The 16,801-nt window shown below is 64.1% G+C and carries 19 protein-coding genes; 8 read left to right on the plus strand and 11 right to left on the minus strand.

The features are described 5' to 3' along the window. The first annotated feature begins 22 nt into the window (after positions 1-22). Complete coding sequence (locus tag AC1DQQ_RS07560; RefSeq protein WP_478044814.1) at positions 23-1,903, plus strand: XrtA/PEP-CTERM system amidotransferase; 1,881 nt, start codon at positions 23-25, stop codon at positions 1,901-1,903. 110 nt (positions 1,904-2,013) lie between these two features. On the opposite strand, the gene AC1DQQ_RS07565 is transcribed toward AC1DQQ_RS07560, so the two are convergent. The 4 genes from AC1DQQ_RS07565 to AC1DQQ_RS07580 all read right to left on the minus strand — a co-directional run bounded on the left by AC1DQQ_RS07565 (position 2,014) and on the right by AC1DQQ_RS07580 (position 4,255). Next, positions 2,014-2,193 (minus strand): hypothetical protein, encoded by a 180-nt coding sequence (locus AC1DQQ_RS07565; RefSeq protein ID WP_066820566.1) that lies wholly within the window; start codon positions 2,191-2,193, stop codon positions 2,014-2,016. Continuing rightward, on the minus strand, positions 2,186-2,626 hold the full coding sequence (locus AC1DQQ_RS07570) for an MAPEG family protein (RefSeq protein ID WP_478044752.1): 441 nt from the start codon (positions 2,624-2,626) through the stop codon (positions 2,186-2,188). The genes AC1DQQ_RS07565 and AC1DQQ_RS07570 overlap by 8 nt, the downstream gene beginning before the upstream one ends. Positions 2,627-2,701: 75 nt before the next feature. Beyond that, entirely contained in the window at positions 2,702-3,673 is a 972-nt protein-coding gene (locus AC1DQQ_RS07575; protein WP_478044753.1) for a transferrin-binding protein-like solute binding protein, read from the minus strand. Positions 3,674-3,856: 183 nt separating this feature from the next. Further along, entirely contained in the window at positions 3,857-4,255 is a 399-nt protein-coding gene (locus AC1DQQ_RS07580) for a winged helix-turn-helix transcriptional regulator (protein WP_478044754.1), read from the minus strand. A gap of 104 nt (positions 4,256-4,359) precedes the next feature. Between AC1DQQ_RS07580 and AC1DQQ_RS07585 the strand changes: the two genes are divergently transcribed. Next, positions 4,360-5,130 carry an SDR family oxidoreductase gene (locus AC1DQQ_RS07585; RefSeq protein ID WP_478044755.1) on the plus strand — a complete coding sequence of 257 codons (771 nt, stop codon included), beginning with the start codon at positions 4,360-4,362 and terminating at the stop codon, positions 5,128-5,130. A gap of 10 nt (positions 5,131-5,140) precedes the next feature. Next, entirely contained in the window at positions 5,141-5,353 is a 213-nt protein-coding gene (locus AC1DQQ_RS07590) for a tautomerase family protein (protein WP_478044756.1), read from the plus strand. A 203-nt stretch (positions 5,354-5,556) separates the two neighbouring features. On the opposite strand, the gene AC1DQQ_RS07595 is transcribed toward AC1DQQ_RS07590, so the two are convergent. Together AC1DQQ_RS07595 and AC1DQQ_RS07600 are read right to left on the minus strand one after the other, a co-directional pair. Further along, entirely contained in the window at positions 5,557-6,636 is a 1,080-nt protein-coding gene (locus AC1DQQ_RS07595) for a 1,9-bis(guanidino)-5-aza-nonane synthase (RefSeq protein ID WP_478041644.1), read from the minus strand. Positions 6,637-6,820: 184 nt separating this feature from the next. Continuing rightward, the gene (locus tag AC1DQQ_RS07600; RefSeq protein WP_478044757.1) at positions 6,821-8,038 is read right to left on the minus strand and encodes a type III PLP-dependent enzyme domain-containing protein; all 1,218 of its coding nucleotides are present in this window, start codon (positions 8,036-8,038) and stop codon (positions 6,821-6,823) included. 150 nt (positions 8,039-8,188) lie between these two features. Here AC1DQQ_RS07600 and AC1DQQ_RS07605 point away from each other — a divergent pair, with 150 nt between their 5' ends. Continuing rightward, the gene (locus AC1DQQ_RS07605; protein WP_478029134.1) at positions 8,189-9,199 is read left to right on the plus strand and encodes a threonine ammonia-lyase; all 1,011 of its coding nucleotides are present in this window, start codon (positions 8,189-8,191) and stop codon (positions 9,197-9,199) included. Positions 9,200-9,204: 5 nt separating this feature from the next. Beyond that, positions 9,205-9,366, plus strand: a complete 162-nt coding sequence (locus AC1DQQ_RS07610; protein ID WP_478029133.1) for a hypothetical protein — start codon at positions 9,205-9,207, stop codon at positions 9,364-9,366. A 55-nt stretch (positions 9,367-9,421) separates the two neighbouring features. Here AC1DQQ_RS07610 and AC1DQQ_RS07615 read toward each other — a convergent pair whose 3' ends face one another. Both AC1DQQ_RS07615 and AC1DQQ_RS07620 read right to left on the minus strand, forming a co-directional pair. Then, entirely contained in the window at positions 9,422-11,707 is a 2,286-nt protein-coding gene (locus AC1DQQ_RS07615) for a patatin-like protein (protein WP_478029132.1), read from the minus strand. After that, positions 11,704-12,399, minus strand: coding sequence for an endonuclease/exonuclease/phosphatase family protein (locus AC1DQQ_RS07620; RefSeq protein ID WP_478029131.1), 696 nt, complete (start codon positions 12,397-12,399; stop codon positions 11,704-11,706). The genes AC1DQQ_RS07615 and AC1DQQ_RS07620 overlap by 4 nt, the downstream gene beginning before the upstream one ends. Positions 12,400-12,481: 82 nt before the next feature. On the opposite strand from AC1DQQ_RS07620, the gene AC1DQQ_RS07625 reads away from it, so the two are divergent. The 3 genes from AC1DQQ_RS07625 to AC1DQQ_RS07635 all read left to right on the plus strand — a co-directional run bounded on the left by AC1DQQ_RS07625 (position 12,482) and on the right by AC1DQQ_RS07635 (position 13,979). Continuing rightward, a complete protein-coding gene (locus AC1DQQ_RS07625) occupies positions 12,482-12,859 on the plus strand; it encodes a ribose-phosphate pyrophosphokinase (protein ID WP_478044758.1) in 378 nt (125 codons plus the stop codon). A gap of 61 nt (positions 12,860-12,920) precedes the next feature. Further along, complete coding sequence (locus tag AC1DQQ_RS07630; protein WP_478044759.1) at positions 12,921-13,178, plus strand: hypothetical protein; 258 nt, start codon at positions 12,921-12,923, stop codon at positions 13,176-13,178. 225 nt (positions 13,179-13,403) lie between these two features. Continuing rightward, the gene (locus AC1DQQ_RS07635; protein ID WP_478041634.1) at positions 13,404-13,979 is read left to right on the plus strand and encodes a hypothetical protein; all 576 of its coding nucleotides are present in this window, start codon (positions 13,404-13,406) and stop codon (positions 13,977-13,979) included. A gap of 140 nt (positions 13,980-14,119) precedes the next feature. Here the strand turns inward: AC1DQQ_RS07635 and AC1DQQ_RS07640 are convergent, their stop codons facing one another. From AC1DQQ_RS07640 to dgcN, 3 genes are all read right to left on the minus strand, one after another. Next, positions 14,120-14,518, minus strand: coding sequence for a response regulator (locus AC1DQQ_RS07640; RefSeq protein WP_478041633.1), 399 nt, complete (start codon positions 14,516-14,518; stop codon positions 14,120-14,122). A gap of 179 nt (positions 14,519-14,697) precedes the next feature. Further along, entirely contained in the window at positions 14,698-15,690 is a 993-nt protein-coding gene (dgcA, locus tag AC1DQQ_RS07645) for an N-acetyl-D-Glu racemase DgcA (protein WP_478044760.1), read from the minus strand. A gap of 8 nt (positions 15,691-15,698) precedes the next feature. Beyond that, positions 15,699-16,730: an N-acetyltransferase DgcN gene (dgcN, locus tag AC1DQQ_RS07650; RefSeq protein WP_478044761.1), complete on the minus strand. Its 1,032-nt coding sequence runs from the start codon at positions 16,728-16,730 to the stop codon at positions 15,699-15,701. Positions 16,731-16,801: the final 71 nt, after the last annotated feature.

The following is a 16,801-nucleotide window of genomic DNA, read 5'->3' on the forward strand; positions in this document are numbered from 1 at the left end:
AACACGGGGGTTGGTCAATAATATGTGCGGCATCGCCGGGATCTATCATCCCGGAACTCCCAAGCCGGTCGATCGCGCCCGCGTGCTGGCGATGGCCGATGCCCAGGCGCATCGCGGCCCCGACGGCGCCGGCGTGTGGACCGCGTCGGGTGTCGGCCTGTCGCATCGCCGCCTGGCGATCATCGACGTCGCGGGCAGCCCGCAGCCGATGCACGATGGCGACCTGACGGTCACCTATAATGGCGAGATTTACAATTTCGCCGAGGTCCGCGCCGAGCTTCAAGCGATGGGCGCGAAGTTCGTCACCAATGGCGATACCGAAGTGCTGCTCCATGGCTGGCGGCAATGGGGTCCAGCGATGCTCGATCGCCTCAACGGCATGTTCGCCTTCGCGCTGCACGATGCGGGGCGGCAATGCCTGTTCCTGGCGCGCGACCGGCTGGGGGTGAAGCCGCTCCATTACGTCGTGCTCTCGGACGGATCGGTCGCCTTCGCTTCCGAGCTGAAAGGGCTGCTCGCGCATCCGCTGCTCCGCCGCGCGCCCGATCTCGCCGCGATCGAGGATTTCATGGGGCTGGGCTACGTGCCCGACGATGCCAGTATTGTGGCCGGCGTGAAGAAGCTGCCCGCCGCGCATTATCTGATGCTCGAGCGTGGGCGGCCGGTGCCGATGCCGCGCCGCTGGTGGGATCTCGACTTCACCAACCGCGCGAGCGGCTCCCTCAAGGATCTCGAGGCCGAATTGGTCGACCGCATGCGTGCCGCGGTGAAGCTGCGCATGGTGTCCGATGTGCCGCTCGGCGCGTTCCTGTCGGGTGGCGTCGATAGCTCGGCGGTGGTTGCGCTGATGGCCGAATTGTCGAAGGGGGCCGTCAAAACCTGCACGATCGGCTTCCAGGAAGCCGGGCATGACGAGCGCGCTTATGCCGACGCGATCGCCGCGCGCTATCACACCGATCATCGCGAGCGCGTCGTCGCCGCCGACGATTTCGCCTTGATCGACCGGCTGACTAGCGCGTTCGACGAACCCTTCGCCGATGCGTCGGCGCTGGCGACGTTCCGCGTCTGCGAGCTGGCGCGCGAACAGGTGACAGTGGCCTTGTCCGGCGATGGCGCGGATGAGGCGTTTGCGGGCTATCGCCGCTACAAGTTCCAGGCGGCCGAGGAGCGCATCCGTTCGCTCTTGCCGCGCGAGATGTCGGCCAATGTGTTCGGAACACTGGGGCGGCTCTATCCCAAGGCCGATTGGGCGCCGCGCCCGCTGCGCGCCAAGACGACCTTGCTTGCGCTCGCCGAGGATGGCGCAACTGCCTATGCGCGCTCGGTCGGGGTGACTACACCCGGGTTGCGCGAAAAATTGTTCACCGCCGGGGCCTGGCGCCAGCTCGGCGGCCATCGCGCTGAGAATCGCTATATCGCCACGATGCACGACGCGCCGGCGCGCGATGCGCTCGACCGCGCGCAATATGCCGATATCCAGCATTGGCTGACCGGCGACATCCTGACCAAGGTCGACCGCACCAGCATGGCCGTCAGTCTGGAAGCACGCGAACCGCTGCTCGACTATAAGCTGATGGAATTCGCCGCGACTTTGCCGGTGTCGATGCGGTTGCGGCGCGGCCAGGGCAAGTGGCTGATGAAGAAGGCGATGCAGCGCTATCTGCCCGACGACATCCTTTATCGGCCGAAAATGGGATTCGTGACCCCGATCAGCGCGTGGTTCCGCGGCGCGCTGGCCGATCAGGCGGCCGACTTGGCGCGATCGCCGCGGCTGCTGCAATGGTTCGACGGGCCGGTGATCGAGCGCATCGCGGCCGAGCATAAAGCGGGTCGGGCGGAGCACGGCCGGACCTTGTGGCAGCTGGTGACGCTGGATCGGAGTTTGGCGAGGTTGTTTGGGTAGGCAATTCCCCTCCCGCGTGCGGGAGGGGTTAGGGGAGGGCGTGTCGAATAAGCGCCCTCACAATAACAGACCCTCCCCCAGCCCCTCCCGCAAGCGGGAGGGGAGCCCGATCACCGCAATTTCGCGATCGACAGGCCGTCTTCCTTCGCCCGCTGCTTCACCGACTCCTCACTCCGCGTCAGCGCCTTGGCGATCGCCTTCAGCGCCATGCCCTTCTTGGCCAGCGTGTGGAGCTTCTGGATTTCGTCCTGCCGCCAGGGCTGGCGGTGGCGCTCGAATTTCTCAGCCATGGTGCCAGCCGAACACCGCCATCGCGGCATGCAAGGTCAGAGCGATCAGGCACAAGGTCGCCAGGATGAAGATCGTGAAGCGGATCGAGACCTTGTTAACCGTCGCCTGCCACAGGCTGTGTACGATGCGCAGCGCGACATAGGCCCAGGCGATCCAGGCATTGATCCCGTCGCCGGTGCCGGTGAACGCGATCACGAACGATACCGCGTAAAAGCACGTCGGCTGTTCGAGCAAGTGATTGTAATTGTGCGCCTTCCATTGCGCCTTGGCAGGAAGAACGCCGTCGGCGTCGCTGCCCTTGCCGCCCCTCAGCTTGGTTATGTCGATCCCGGCGGCCTTCATCGCGGGCAACCGCACCGCGATCATCCAGACGAACATCACCAATGTCCAGGCGATCAGGACGACGACCGGCTTTAGGATTTCACTATGCATGAAAAAAGCTTCCCCCCGATTTGTATCGGGCGAGGCTGCATCATTTGACTACATCACACAACGAGGGATCGGCGCTTAACGCGATCCGTTGATGGCGCCATAAGACGCGAATATCCGCGTCCCGGCCCCATCCTTGCCTTCGACGGAATAGGTAAGCCCGAATTCCTGCGCTTGAGGTCCGAAAAAGCTGCCTGCGAAATTGCCATGGGCATCGCGATCCGTGCTCGACCAAGTGCCTGAAAAGCGGCCGGTCGTGGCATTGATCGTGCCGTTACCGGTCACCGTTCCGAGATCCACGTCGGTATGGGGACTCGGTCCCGAAGTGGTAGCAATCAGGTGCAGCGTGGCGGTCACCGTCTTTCCCGCGAAATCGGCCTGGAAGGTGACGAGCGTCTTCGCCAGCGAGTAATGAGTGACCGTGCCGCCATTCAGAGTAAAGGCGCCAGCATCCATCCCTGCCTTTGGGAAAGCCGCCGTTCCCGACGTCGGCACGTCGAATGCGAACGTCGGTACCCCGGTGATGCAGGCATAGGTAATGGGAGCGCCAGCCTTGCTGGTCTCCAGATAGGAGACGCGGTTGTATGCCATCCGCGTGCCGCTCCAGGTCAGTGCCTCGAGCGTGAGGTCTTCACTGCCCTTTATCCAGACATCAGCATTGGCTGTGGAATTCAGCGCAGAATGGTCGCCGGGGCCGAAGCTGACCGAGATTCCGTCCCCGCTCAGCGCATGGATCTGCGTTGCTGCCGTATAGGTGAATTGCAGGCCGCTGCCGAAATCCGTTGCCGCTCCGACCGTCGGCAGGCCGGCGGGAAATTGTGCCGAAACGCAGCCGGTCGGATAGTTCTGGTCTCCGGTAAGCGCGTCGAATGTCGAATAGCTCGCCGTCGGCGTCGGCGTCGGCGTCGGAGAGGGGGATGGGGACGGAGAGGGCGATGGCGATGGACTGGGCGATGGTGTGGGTGTCCCGGTGCCGGCCGTGCCCGACCCGTCGGAGCCACAGGATACGAGGATCAACGCGCTCGAAAGAGCGAAAAGAATACGCCGCAAGAATCCCCCTATCGATAAACCCCTTAGCCCAGAGAATTACCGACACTGGTCGCTATTCACAAGCAGCATGTCGGCGGGTAGCGGTGTATCCCTCAGGCGAATAGTTTCGCCCGGCGACACCCGGACTGGTTGCAGCGGGAAGCCGCATCAACCGGTAGAATATTGCAACGGATTGCGCGGCGTTCAGCCCGGCCGTCGGGAATCGAAGGACGCGCGCGCGGCGTCGATCCGCTCGAGATTGTCCTTCGCCCAGATCCACACGCCGCAAAACGCTTCGCCGAGCGAGAAGCCGAGATCGGTCAGGCGATACTCGACTCGTGGCGGGATCACCGGATGGACAGTGCGCACGACCAACCCGTCGCGTTCCATCTGGCGCAGCGTCTGGGTCAGCATCTTCTGGCTGATCCCGGGTACCTCACGGCCGACCTGGGTGAAGCGCAACTCGCCCCGTTCGGCGAGGACATCGAGGATCAGCATCGTCCATTTGTCCGCCACCCGGCCAATCACTTCGGTCACCAGCGCCTCGACGCGCGGATCGACGTCGGTCGGCCAAGGCAGATGATTGGGGGTAGGGGCGTTCATGCCGTCACTCTCTTTTGGGTAAGTATAAATCTTTCCGGTGCCTTCTTTCCTCTGGAGAGTGGGAGCGTACATCGCGGTCATCAACCCCAAGCAGGAGCGATCCGATGAAAAGCAGCGGCAACACCATCCTCATCACCGGCGGCGGGTCGGGTATCGGCGAAGCGCTGGCGCACCGGTTCCACGACGCCGGCAACGTCGTGATTATCGCGGGCCGGCGTCAGGATGCGCTCGACGCGGCTGCGGCGGGCCGGCCGAATATCCATACGGTGACGCTCGATGTCGAAAGCGCCGAAGGCGTGGCCGATTTCGCGGCGCGCGTCCTCGCGAGTTTCCCGGCGCTCAACGTGCTGATCAACAACGCCGGAATCATGCGGTTCGAGGCGCTCGATCATGCCCGCGATCTGTCGGATGCCGAGGCGACGATCACCACCAACCTGCTCGGCCCGATCCGGCTGACCAATGCGCTGATCGACCATCTGGTCGCGCAGCCCAACGCCGCGATCGTCAACGTGACCTCGGGCCTCGCCTTCGTGCCGCTGGTCGATACGCCGACCTACAATGCGACCAAGGCGGCGATCCATTCCTACACCGTCGCGATGCGCGACGCGCTCAACGGCAAGGTCGAGGTGATCGAGCTGGCGCCGCCGGCGGTGCAGACGGGGCTGACCCCCGGGCAGGAATCGCGTGAAGGCTATCAACCGCTCGACGAATTCGCCGACGAAGTGATGGCATTGTTCGCCCAGCAGCCCACGCCGCCGGAGATCCTGGTCCAGCGCGTGGCCTTCCTTCGCAATGCCGAGCGCGAAGGCCGGTTCGATGAGACTTTCCAACAACTCAACCAGTTCGCCCGCCAGGCGCGCGGCAATCAGAATTAAGGACGCCAACATGCCATTCGCGAATTTCAAGCTCCCCGAAGCCGCGCTCTCGAAGGCGCAAAAGGCCGACCTCGCACACCGTACGACCGACCTGCTCGTCGAATATTTCGGCGAAGGCGCGCGGGCGCATACGATGGTGCTGATCGAGGAGGTGCGGGATGGCGGCTATGCCCGAGCCGATGAGGTGTTCGTCGTGCCCGAGGCTTATCGGGCGAAGGATTGATGCTAATTCCCTCTCCCTCTGGGAGAGGGATGGAGCCGACGTAAGTCGGCGGAAGGGTGAGGGCAGGTGATCCGATCTGTCCTCATCCTTCCCACTCGCTGCGCGAGTAGGCCCCTTCCTTCTCCCACAAGGGGAGAAGGAGAAAAGAAAAGCGGCGCCCGATGGACCGGACGCCGCTTTGTTATCTCGACAGGCTTCAGCGCTTACGCGAAAAGCTTCGCCCAGCGGCGTTCCGGCCGGTCTTTCCACAGGCCACGATGATAGGCGTCGCTGGCCAGCAACGGCATCACCGAACCGGCCTCGGCGAACACCATCTGCTCGATACCGGTGTTGACCTTGCCCCAGCTGGCCGCCTCTTGCAGCGTCGAGGACGAGCAGGCGCCGTCGCGCACGTCGGCAACCGTGATCTGCACCGCATATTTGTGCACCTCGACATCCTCGTGACCGAGGATTTCGGCGCAGACGACGGTGTCCTGGACGAAATTCTTGGGCACGCCGCCGCCGATCATCAGCAGGCCGGTGGTCCCGGCCTGGATCTTGATCTCGGTCAGCTCGCGGAAATCGGCGATGGCGTCGAGCACCATATAGGGTTGGCCGGCCTTGGCGCGGTCGACCTGATGCTTGACCAGGCCGAATCCCGCCGACGAGTCGACGAACGCCGGGCAGAAGATCGGCACGTCATGCTCGTAAGCGAGCTTGACCAGGCTGTTGTCCTTCTTGCCGTGCTCGGCGAGATATTTGCCCATCTCGCGGATGAAGGCGCGGCTCGAATAGGGCTTGGCCTCCAGGCTGTCGGCGATCTGCAGGATCGTGTGGTCGCAATCCTGAAGCTGCTCCTCGTCGATATAGGTGTCGTAGATGCGGTCGATATAGAGCGAGCGCAGCGTATCGTCGTCAGGAATTTCAAGCGCTTGATAGTGCTTGTGGCCAAGACCTTCGAAGAAATCCATGTCGACGATCGTCGCGCCGGTCGCGACGACCACGTCGACCATGTTGTTGCGGATCAGCTCAGCATAGAGGTCCATGCAGCCGCCGGCCGAGGTCGAGCCGGCGATCACCAGGACGACGGTGCAATCCTTGTCCGCCAACATCTGGTTGTAGATCTTGGTCGCGCGGCCGAGGTCGCGGCTGGTGAAGCTCATGTCGCTCATCGCATCGACGATCGGGCGCGCGTCGAACGACTTGATGTCGATATGCTTGACCGTCTTCGACAGCAATTCCGCCTTGCGGGTGTCGTTGATCGGCGCGTTGGCGGCCGCGGTCTTGGTCAGGGTGTCGGTCATGGGTCTGTTCCCGTTTTCTCATGCCGCCGTCGTTATGGGGACGCGGATACCCGTAAATTCCCCTCCCGCTTGCGGGAGGGGTTAGGGGAGGGCGTGTCCTGAGGGACGGCGCTCTCCATAACAAGCCCTCCCCCAGCCCCTCCCGCAAGCGGGAGGGGAGAGGAGAGCCGTTAGCTCTAAGCCGTTACAGCTTTACGACGTTCGACGCGACCTCGCGGTCCTCGCTCATATAAAGCGATGCCATCGGCTCGTCGTCGACGGTCACCGTCTCGTCCGATCCGAAGCCGTTGAACGCGGTCCGCATCGCCGAACCATAAGCGCCGAGCATCCCGATTTCGAGATAGTCGCCCGCCCGCACATCCGCCGGCAACATGAACGGCCCGCGCATATGGTCGAGATCATCGCAAGTCGGGCCGTAGAAGCTGTAGCCCATATCCCTGGCGTGGCTGTCGGGCTCGCGCAGCAAGGTGACCGGAAACCGCCAGGCGATATGCGCGGCGTCGAACAGCGCGCCATAGGCACCGTCGTTGATGTACAATTCGTCGCCGCGGCGCTTTTCGACGCGCACGATGATCGAGCTGTACTCGGCGCACAGCGCGCGACCCGGTTCGGCCCAGAGTTCGGCCGAATAGGAAATCGGCAGGCTCTCGAACGCGCGATGGATCGTCTCGAAATAATGTTCGAGCGGCGGGGGCTCCATGCCGGGATAGGTCGACGGAAAGCCGCCACCGACATCGACCACATCGACGGTCACGCCGGCCTCGACGATCGCCTGCCGCACGCGCTCCATCGCCTCGGCATAAGCCGCGGGCGTCATCGCCTGGCTGCCGACATGGAAGCAGATGCCCAAAGCGTCGGCGATCTGCCGCGCCTGGAACAGGAGTTCCTTCGATTCGCCCGGCGCCACACCGAATTTCGACGCGAGGCTGAGCTTGGAATGCTCTGACGACACGCGCAGGCGGACGCACAACGTCAGGTCGCTCGCGCCGTGCGTGGCGCGGACGATCTTGTCCAGTTCCTCGATCGAATCGAGGCTGAACGTCTTGCAGCCGTGCTTGAAATACGCCTCGTGGATCGCTTCCTCGGCCTTGACCGGGTGCATGAAGCACAGGGTCGCGTCGGGCAACGTGCGCCGCACCAGCCGCACCTCGGCGATCGAGGCGACGTCGTAATGCGTGATGCCGTTGTCCCAGAGGATCTGGATCAACTCGGGCGATGGATTCGCTTTGACGGCATACATCGAGCGGCCCGGAAACTTCTCGACGAAGAATCGGGCGGCGCGGGCTGCCGCATGCGGGCGAATGAGCGTGACCGGAGCAACCGGCCGCTGATCAAGAGCAATTCCGCGGGCGGAATTACCAGGGGCTTTCGCTAGCCCCAGCGCGCTATGATGCTTGTGCAACTCAAGGGACCTCCAAGTGGCTTGCGCCGTACGGTGAAATGCTGCCTTGCGGTTGGAAGTCCCATGGGGCAGCGGGAAGCGGGCAGATAAGGTCCAAAGGTTACCAAGTAAAGACTTTTTGGAACCGAATTTGGTGAGCGGAGGCGAAAAGTGACGATCGTAAGACAGCCGACACGGGCAGGGGTCAGGGACGCAGCGGCGAAGATCACGGCGATCCTGGCGCCATCGCCGCTTTTCACTCACGAAATCAATGGCGTGACGATCGCCTTCAAGGCCGAATCGCTGCAGCCGATCGGCGCGTTCAAGCTGCGCGGCGCGTGGCATCGGCTGACCGCATTGGACGATCATCAGCGCACGAAAGGCGTGGTCGCTTTCTCATCGGGTAATCACGCCCAGGGAGTCGCCTGGGCGGCGAAGCGGTTGGGCATTCCGGCGACGATCGTAATGCCGTCGGATGCACCCAAGGCGAAGCGCGACGGCACGCTCGCGCTGGGGGCGGAAGTCGTTCCCTATGATCGCATGACCGAGGACCGGGTGCGAATCGCCGCCGAGCTGGCCGAAGCGCGCGGCGCGGTGCTGGTGCCGAGCTTCGACGACCCCTGGATCATCGAGGGTCAGGGCAGCGCGGGAATCGAGGCGCGGCGGCAGATGGAGGCGATCGGGCTGGGCGAACCTACGCACGTCGTGATTCCCTGCGGCGGTGGCGGGCTCGCAGCGGGAATCGCGCTTGGCCTGACCGAAGCCAGAATCACCGTGGTCGAGCCCGAGGGCTGGGACGATATGCGCCGCAGTCTCGAGGCGAGCTGGATCGAGCCGGTCGGCCCGAACCCACCGCCGACCGCCTGTGATGCGCTGCAAACGCCGGTCGTCTCGCCGCTGACCTTCGAGGTGCTGGCGCGGCGCGATGCCAAGGGCGTGGCGGTGAGCGAGGCCGAGGTCCGCGCGGCGCAACGTTGGGCCGCGGCGAAACTGCATCTCGTGGTCGAGCCGGGCGGTGCGGTCGGGTTGGCGGCGCTGCTCGCGGGCAAGGTGGCCGCCGAGGCGGGAATGCTGGTCATCTTGTCGGGCGGCAATGTCGATATCGACGCTTATGCCAGGGCGCTGGCCCCCGAACCGGCCGAGGCGCCGGCTTTCCCGGCGCTGAGCGAAAGCGAGTCCTGAACGCGATGCTGGAGATGATTTATGCCGTAGCGATGATCGCGGCGGCGATCCTCGTCTATTTCGGGGCGCGGCTATGCCGCCGGCCGGATACGCGGCTCAAGGGCGTATTGATGGTCGTCATGGCCGCTGTCCTCGTCGGGAACGTGCTCATCGCGACGACGCTATAGAGCGCGTCTGAGACGGACAACGCTCAAGCCGAGCCAAGCGAGCTGGGTCGCAAGCTCAGCCGACTTCCCGCCTGAGTGCATCGATCATGCCCGGAACCGCGGTCAGCCGCGCTTCCTCCTCGTCCAGGATTGCGTGGAACGCATTGCGCTTGATCGTCGCGACGCGCCCGGGCTTCATCCGCACCCGCGGCGGGAGCGCCGACACGATGATGTCGATCATCCGTTCGGCGCCGTGCAGGCGGCCCCAGAGATAATCGTTCTCGCGATAGGCGCGACTGAAGAACGCGCCGAAGCTGTTGAACTGAATGCCTTTCAACGTCGCTTCAGCGCCGCCGGTGCGGATCGCTGTGGCGTCTTCCGGTGCGATGCGGTCGACCTTGATCGGGTCGAATTCGTCGAGTCCTTCGCCCTGGAGCAGCGGCAAGGTCGCGACGTCGAAGAAGGGAAAGCCGAGATAGCTGAGCAAGAGCGGTCGCTTCACATCCTTCGCCATGCCGGCAAAGGCGTCGGCGAGCTTGGCGTCGGTGTCGTCGTCGAGTTCTTTAAGGTTGAGCGATGCCGCCAGCTTTTCGAGCAATGGCGCGGCGTCATTGTACAAACTGCGCACATCGCGGCGCAAGGCGAGATGGGTGTCCGTTCGCTTGGCCTCGAGATAAGCGGCCAGCGCATCGTAGATCGCATCGCGTGCGGCGGTGAGCTGCTCCTCTGACAGAACGTCTTCCAGCTCGGCGAGCCGGCGGGCGACTAGCCGCAGCCTGCGGATACGGAAGCCGAGGTCGAACGAGCGCAGGAACAGGATCGCCGATTCGCTAGCCTTGCCGGCGAAGGTCAGTCCGCCGTCGCTGGCCTGCACCGCGGCTTCGACGGCCTGGCGGATGCGCGTCAGTCGATCGGCCCCGGGCTCTCCGCCGACCGCTTGGAGCAGGTTACTGATCAGGTCGATGACGCCCGCCACCTTGAGATGACCGTAGGCCGCATTAGCGTAGCCCGATTTCGCCGCGGCGGCATTCTGCGCCTTGGCGCGCCAGTTCTTGAGTCGGGTCGCGGTCGGCGAGTCCATGAACAACGTATAGTCGAACAGGCTTTCGATCTGCGTCTCGACCTCCGGTCGGATCGATCGCGTGATCGCGCGCATATTCTCGATCCGCTGGCTGCGTTCCTGGATTTCCTCGAGATTGTCGCGGATCGGTTGCTGCCGGGGGATTTCGGAGATCGCGCCGATGATCGTCTGGAAAAAGCCCGGCGAGGGCGCCGCGGTCGTGCCGAAATGGAAACCGGCGCCGGGCGAGGGGTCGATATAGATGAACCGCCGGTCGATCTCGCGCCGCGCCGGGCGTTCGCGCAGCGCGTCGATCGCCGGTCGGAACGGCGCGTTGACCAGCACTGACCCGTCGATCAGCACGGCGCTGTCGATCGCATTCACGGCATATTGCCGCGGCAACGCGCGTTCGAGGAATGTTTCGCGCGTCGGCCATGTCATTTCCCTATCGGCCAGCACCTTGTCGAGCTCGGCAACGGTGAAGGGCGGGAACGCGCCGGGAAAGCTCGACGTGGCGCGTGCCGCGAAGACGAGCTCGGCGGGATCGGCGAACCAGCCCGTGCCATGGTCGGTGAACGGGATGACCAGGCGATGCTCGGTTTCCAGCACTTCGGGCGGGGAATTGAGTTCGAGCCGTTCGGGATGGCCGCGGAAATCGGTGACGGTGACGAACAGGTCGAGCGGTTGCCCAGCGGGGAGCAATCGCCCGTCGCCGCCGCCCGCGGCCATCGCCGCCAGCGCGTCGAGCACCAGATTGGTGAAACGCTCTCCCCCGAACGGCGGCTCGAACCAGCGCGAGCGGACGAAATGCGACAATTTCCGCTCGACCTCGGCGCGTGCTCCGGCCTCGACCAATTCGTCGACCCGCACCGCGCCGCGCCGTTGCGCCATCCAGGCGATCGGCAATGCCCAGGCCTTGGCGAACCGATGCGACGGGGCTGCCTTCGGATCGAGCAACGCTTCGATATCGGCGACGTCGAGCCACAATTGGGTCAAGGGCTCCAGGCTCTGCCCGGTCGCAATCGCCTGCGCCAGGAACACGCCGTTGATCCCGCCCGCGCTGGCGCCCGCGATGATATCCGGCAGCACGCGCAGCCGCACCTCGGCTTCCTTCTCGATCTCGCTCAACAGGCCGCAATAAATGTGTTCGGTCGACTCGACACTTGGCGCCTGCCCGGAATGATAAGCGCGGCTGGCGCGGGCCAGGCGCCAGATCTCCTTGGTGATGCCGTGCATATAGACCGCCAGGCTGATCCCGCCGTAGCAGACCAGCGCCATGCGCAGTTCCTTTTCGCGCGTCATGCCGTCGCGACCTTGGCCCAGATCGGCAGATGGTCGGATGCCCAGCGCGATGCGTGGCTGACATGCACACCGCAATCGGTGATCGCGAGGTCGGGCGAGGCCATGATGCGGTCGAGCCGCCCGACCGGTCGTCGCGCGTGAAAGCTCGGTCCGGTCGCCGCGAAGTGGAAGCGCGCGCCGAAGTCCTTGAGACAACCCGAGGCGCGGGTCCATTCGTTGAGGTCGCCCATCATTACCGTCGGCAATTGCTGCGTGCTGGCGTCGAGATGCGCCAGGATCGCGTCGGCCTGGCGCCGCCGCATCAGTCCCGACAGATCGAGATGCATGCCCACCACGCGGATCGCCTGGCCGCGGATGCGCAGATCGGCCATCACCGCGCCGCGCGGCTCCAGCGTCGGCAAATGGATCGCCTCGCAATCGACCACTTGCACGTCGCGCCGGACCAGCAGGACATTGCCATGCCATCCGCTCGACAACGGCCGCGATCCGAATGGCAGCGCCTTCCACGCGCCGTGATCGGACAAATGATCGGGTCCCAGGATCGCCGCGCGCCGGCCGAACCGGCGATCTGCCTCTTGCAAGGCGATCACATCGGCATCGATTTCGTGCAGCACCGCCATGATCCGCTCCGGGCTGCGGATGCGATCGGTGCCGACCCCTTTGCGGATATTGTAGCTCGCGACCTTGATCATTGAGGTTCCGCAACGCCCCTGACATGGTGCGAGTTGCAGCGGACTAGCCCAATTGACCGGTGCGTGTCATCCCGAAGGCGTCATGATCGACCAGAGCTCCGCCAATTCGATCGCCGATGTCGCCCGCGTCCGCGCGCTGCTGATCGAGGCGGCGAAGGCGGGCGAGGCGATCAGCTATTCGCACCTGCTGGCACAATTGGGCCACCGCTTCACCCGGCCCAAGATGCGCGCGGTATGCAAGACGCTCGATATCATCGACGAAGCCGCGATCGCGGCAGGTGAACCCGAACTCGCGGTGCTTGTCGTACGCGAATCGGATGGCCTGCCCGGGCAAGGATGGTGGGGCGGGGCGCGGGCGTTCGTGCTCGGCTATGATGGCCCGTGGACGGGGCCGCGAGCGATGAAGCTGGTGAAGGAACAGCAGCAGATCGCGTTCGATTATTGGCAGCGGTGGGACTGATTTAGTTACACGAGGGCAGGGGCAGCTACCGCGAAAACCTATTCAATCGAGGCAACTTTAAATGAGCGATCAATTCGATAAGGACTTCTCCGTGCTGGTGATCGCTTCCGCCATGAGGGCGATCCGCGAGCTACAGAGCATCATCGACATCGCTGGCACCAGCGATGAAACGAAAGAAAGACATAAAGATGTGGCCCAAGTGGCGGCGGCCGTCATCTTCGATATAATGGATACGCTGGTGACTCCGATCGAAGCAGCTCAGCCAGCGTTAAAAGAGGAGATGCATCGAAGAATTTCGCTTTTCGGACGATGTTTCTAGACTTCGATCCGGGGCCTAATTTCCGCCCCAGAACCCCGCCGCGGCGCGCTTACCATGCCATCGGCAAAATCGACGCCACGCTCCGGATCGTGTCCACCCGCGCGGGCGCGCCGGTCGAGTGAAGCATCTGGTGGAGTGGACCAGAAAGATTTCCGGCAACCGGCACTTCGATCCGACTGCATGTCCGATCACATGTGGCGCGATGATGCTCTCGGAGATGTACGGATGAACATTCGCGCCCCACTGGCCTTCGGTTTAGCCTTGACCCTCGCGTTCGGTCTGCCGGTCGGCATCGGCCGCGCCGCCGACACCAATGCTGTGCCTCAGATGCTGCATGACGGGTCGCATGATTTCGATTTCGCGCGCGGCGTCTGGCACACGCATATCACCCGTGTGCTCGATCCGTTCGACGGCGGAACCCATATCACCACTTCCGACGGCACCAAGACCGCTACGCCGATCTGGGGTGGCCGCGGCTGGATCGAGGAGCTCGATGTCGATGGCCAGGACGGACATTGGCAAGGAGCGACGGTCTTTCTCTACAACGCGAAGGCCCGCCAATGGAGCCAGTCATATATCGACAGCGAAACCGGCGAGGTAGACACGCCAGGCATTGGTGAATTCAAGGACGGGCGGGGTGAGTTTTACGCGACCCAGAAATACAAGGGGCGCAGCGTCATGGTGCGTGGGGTTTGGTCGGACATCACGGCAGATTCGCACCGCTATGAAATCTTTTACTCGCAGGACGGCGGGCGCACTTGGGCTGCCGTCTTCAAGGCCTATCTGACCCGCGTGAAGTAGGTCGACTGGGGTTTACGGGGACGGGCGCATCAACCCCGAAGCTAAATTCCGGAGTTGTTGCAGCGGTCACCATAATTCCATGGCCGCCGATCCGAGCCACCGTTCCTTGTGATCAACGACGCCCGGAGGGCTGGGGTTCGCTACGCTCTATCCAATGTTGCCGTGCTGCTCACTGCTTTCCTGACCAACGCGACGAAGCTCTTTCCGTGGCGTACCAACTGAGCCTTGTCGAAGCACGCCTTGGCGCCGCGCTCGATCGCCTCGGTCTCGGCGGCCGATCCCCATGTGGTGTGCGACGATACCACAAGTACGGGTGCGTGCGGATGGCCAGCCAGCTCATCAAGGAAGGTGAAGCCGTCAACACCTGGCATAGCGAGGTCAAGTATGATGACGCTCGGCACGAACTTCTCGATCATCTCTCGCGCCGCAATCACGCTGTCGGCGGATCCCACGACCCGGAAATCTTTCTCGCCTTCCAGTAATTGCTCGATGATCGCCCTCACAGTGAGCGAGTCGTCGATGACAAGTACATTGAACATGACCTTCTCCCTTGACCGGCATGGAAGGGACAACGCTTTAGTTCGGAATGAGTGGCGCACTGTCGCGCCTTCTGCGGCATCTGCCGTGGGGTACGGTGATGGATCGACCGAAAACTATTCTAGGTGCATCGCCGCCGTAGCGATAATAGTCACCTTTTCAGACTTGATCGCGCGCGCCTCTAGCGGTCGCCCCAAAATCCCCGCCGTGGCGCGCTCAGCATCCCGCCGACGCATTCGACTCCGCCTTCCCGATCATTCGCCAGCCATAAGGGGCCATCGAGATCGGCGAAAATGCTGTCGACGGCGACCATCAGGGCTGGCGCGATCGACAGCGAAGAGCAGATCATGCAGCCAGTCATCACGCCCAGCCCGCGCCGGCGCGCTTCCTGCGCCAGGTCGTGCGCGGCGGTCAGGCCGCCGGCCTTGTCGAGCTTGATGTTCACCACGGCATAGCCGTCGGGCAACGCCGCGAGATTCGATGCTTCATGCACCGATTCATCGGCGGCGATGGGAATCGCCGAGACGAACCCAGCCAACGCGGCATCGTCGGCCGCCGGTAGCGGTTGCTCGAGCAGGTCGACCCTCAGCTCGATCAGCAATTGCTGGAGCGAGCTCACCTCGTCGATCGTCCAGCTCTCATTGGGATCGACGATCAGGCGAGGCAGGGGCGCCGTGTCGCGAACGGCGCGCAATTGCGCGGCGGGATCGGTGCGGTCGACCTTGACCTTGATCACCGGCACATCGGCCAGCGCCGCCGCCGCCACGCGCATGCGGTCGGGCGTGTCGAGTCCGACGGTCATGGCCGTCGCGATCGGGCCGATCGGTTGCTTCAACCCGATCATCGTGGCGACGTCGCTGCCCGCGAGCCGCGCCTCCAGATCCCACAAGGCGCAATCCACGGCGTTGCGCGCGGCGCCTGCCGGCATCAGCCGCAACAGCTCTTCGCGCCCCGCTCCGCTTTCGAGTGCGTCGCGTGCCGCGCCGATTGCGGCGATCGTGCTGTCGATCGTCTCGCCATAGCGCGGATAGGGAACGCATTCGCCGCGCCCGGCCACGCCATCCTGTTCGATCCGGACGGTCACGACCTCGGCGGCGGTCTTGGTCCCTCGCGAGATGCGGAACGGCGTGCTGAGCGGAAAGGTTTCGGGCTGGATCGATATCGTGCGGCGCATGGCGGCGATCAGGCGACTTGTCTGGCGCCGGCGCGGGCGGGCTCGCCGAGCAATGTGTCGAGAATGGCGTCGGCTCCAAACCGGAACGGATCGGAGCAGGGCAGGCCCATTTCGTCCGAAGTCCGGGTGCAGAGCGCGCGTGCCTCATCCTCGGGCATGGCGGAGGTGTTGAGCGCGATGCCGACTGCCCGCACCTTGGGATTGGTCAGCCGGGCTACCTGGAGATTGGCTTCCAGACATTCGGCGATCCCAGGCAGGCCGAAATGCGGCAGACCGCGCATGTGCTTGCGCACCGGGTCATGGCACATCACGATCGCGTCGGGCTGGGCGCCGTGCAGTAAGCCGGTGGAAACCCCGGCGAAGGACGGGTGGAACAAGGATCCCTGACCTTCGATCAGATCCCAGCCGTCGTCGCTCCGCGCGGGCGACAATTGCTCGATCGCGCCCGAGATGAAGTCGGCGATCACCGCATCGAGCGGCACGCCGCTTCCCGCTACCAGGATGCCGGTCTGGCCGGTCGCGCGGAAATCCGCCTTGACGCCGCGCTGGGTCAGCCCGCGTGTCAGGCACAAGGTGGTGTACATCTTGCCGACCGAGCAATCGGTGCCGACGGTCAGCAGGCGATTGCCCGCGCGCGGCTTGCCGTTGCCGACCGGGATGCCCGGTTGCGGGTCGCGCACGTCGTGCAATGCGCGGCCGAGCAGGCTCGCCGCCTCGACCAGCCGCGGTTCGTCCTTCAAGCGCTGGTGCAGACCCGAGGCGATGTCGAGCCCCGCTTCCATCGCCGCGATCGCGTCGGCGACCATGTCCTTGCCCAGCGTGCCGCCGGCATTGGCGACGCCCAGGATCAGCGTCCTGGCGCCGGCCGCCACCGCGGTCGCGAAATCCATCCGCGGCAAGTCGAGCGTGAGCTTGCAATCGTCGTGGCGGAATTCACCGACGCACACTTCCGGCCGGAACACGGCCAGCCCGCGCGACGTCTTGATGCCGGCATGGTCGTTCGAGTGACCGAGATACAGAAGATAAGGCGTGGCGATCATGTCGGTTCGGCTGCAAATTTCCAGGGAAGCCAAACTGTATCGCCGCGCCCGGAGGAGCCCCAATATTTAAC

The sequence above is a fragment of the Sphingomonas sp. P4_G3 genome (genome assembly GCF_056401105.1).